This window comes from Halalkalibacter flavus, from assembly GCF_036663575.1.
In the GTDB taxonomy this organism is placed as follows: Bacteria; Bacillota; Bacilli; order Bacillales; family Bacillaceae_D; genus Halalkalibacter; species Halalkalibacter flavus.
In genome coordinates this window covers 1-737 of sequence record NZ_JAWRVK010000107.1, presented here as the reverse complement: position 1 = coordinate 737, position 737 = coordinate 1, and the positions used below count along the sequence as shown (strand labels likewise).

General features: G+C 32.8%; 1 protein-coding gene. It reads left to right on the top strand.

Going from position 1 to position 737, the window contains the following annotated elements:
* On the top strand, positions 1-212 hold a 212-nt coding region (locus SAY88_RS24600; protein WP_332635066.1), incomplete at its 5' end, for a hypothetical protein.
* Positions 213-737 lie beyond the last annotated feature (525 nt).

The window sequence follows — 737 nt, the reverse complement described above, 5'->3', positions numbered from 1 at the left end:
ACTGGAAAGTCTATTTCAGGCCAATAAGTGTTTCATCTTATCTAGCAGGAACTGTCTCATTTAGTTTAGCAGTCACATCAGTGCGTGAAATGCACATTTGCTATGTTTCTATGAGTACCAAAATTACAGAAGCAGACGCTCAACAAAAAAAGAAGAGCAGTGATAAATTAACAGGTTCAGTTTTGGGAGAGAAAAATGCAGAAATAACATAAAAAAACATCATACATTTCAAACCTTATTTGGCAGTATAGATAGCAAACAAAAACGCTCAGATTTTTCTGAGCGTTTTAATCATAATATTTAATTTTTCTTCTTCAACTAAAGTGGCGTTAGTGAAAAATAATTATATTTTCACCATACAAATTTAGATGATATAACCATAACTTTAGTTGTTCCTATACAGACACCCATTCGCAAATTGTTATACATCGTCCAACGAGGAAAATGTTCTTTCTTCGTTCATTTATTTTGCCTCAAAGTTCTAGGGGTTTACTCTCCTACCATACCGTCCTTATCAGCATCGTGCATATAGGGGTATAACCAGTGATCACTCGTTGTATAGTCCTAAAAATATAGGCAAGATAATTTAAAACCTTTTGATTATTAGATTGTATTAGTTTTGCCCATTTTAACTAGGGCAAAACTAATTTATTTTTAGTGTATTGGATCTAGGTCAATATTTTGGACACAAAAAAGTTAACTTTCTTACCAATTATCAAGTAGACTCAGGTGGCTTG